This is a genomic window from Lactobacillus kalixensis DSM 16043 (assembly GCF_001434335.1).
GTDB lineage: Bacteria > Bacillota > Bacilli > Lactobacillales > Lactobacillaceae > Lactobacillus > Lactobacillus kalixensis.
The window spans coordinates 1-428 of the sequence record NZ_AZFM01000063.1 but is presented as its reverse complement, the minus strand read 5'-3'; the positions used below and the strand labels follow the sequence as shown (position 1 = coordinate 428).

Below are 428 nucleotides of genomic sequence, written 5' to 3'. Positions count from 1 at the left end.
AGTAACTACTGATACTGAGTTGTAAGCACGTAATGCAGGTTCTTGAGTAGCCTTACCGTTCTTGTCGTAGATAGTAGCGATGTGCATTACAGTAACGTTCTTAGTAGTTTCTTGAGCTGGAGTAGCTTCCTTACCGTTTGGAACAGTTACAGTTACAGGTAAAGTAGCTGATGCATCGTTGTTTGATGCAGTTGCAACTAAGTTGAAAGTGAATGACTTAGGAGCAACGAACCAACCTTGAGCATCAACAGTAATGTTCAAAGCCTTCAAAGCATCCTTAAGGTTGTTTGAGTACTTGATGTTGCTGTTTTCTTTGATAGCACTGTTAGTAGTACCATTAGCAGCTGCGTATTTAGCTTGAGCAGCAGCAGCAACTTGAGCAACGTTCATCTTACCAGCATCTGAACCAGCATATACTTCAATGTTAC

The 428-nt window shown here is 41.1% G+C and carries 1 pseudogene; it reads right to left on the bottom strand.

From position 1 onward, the window contains the following. Positions 1 to 428 (bottom strand): annotated as a pseudogene (locus FC46_RS10215) (SLAP domain-containing protein); the annotation flags it as partial.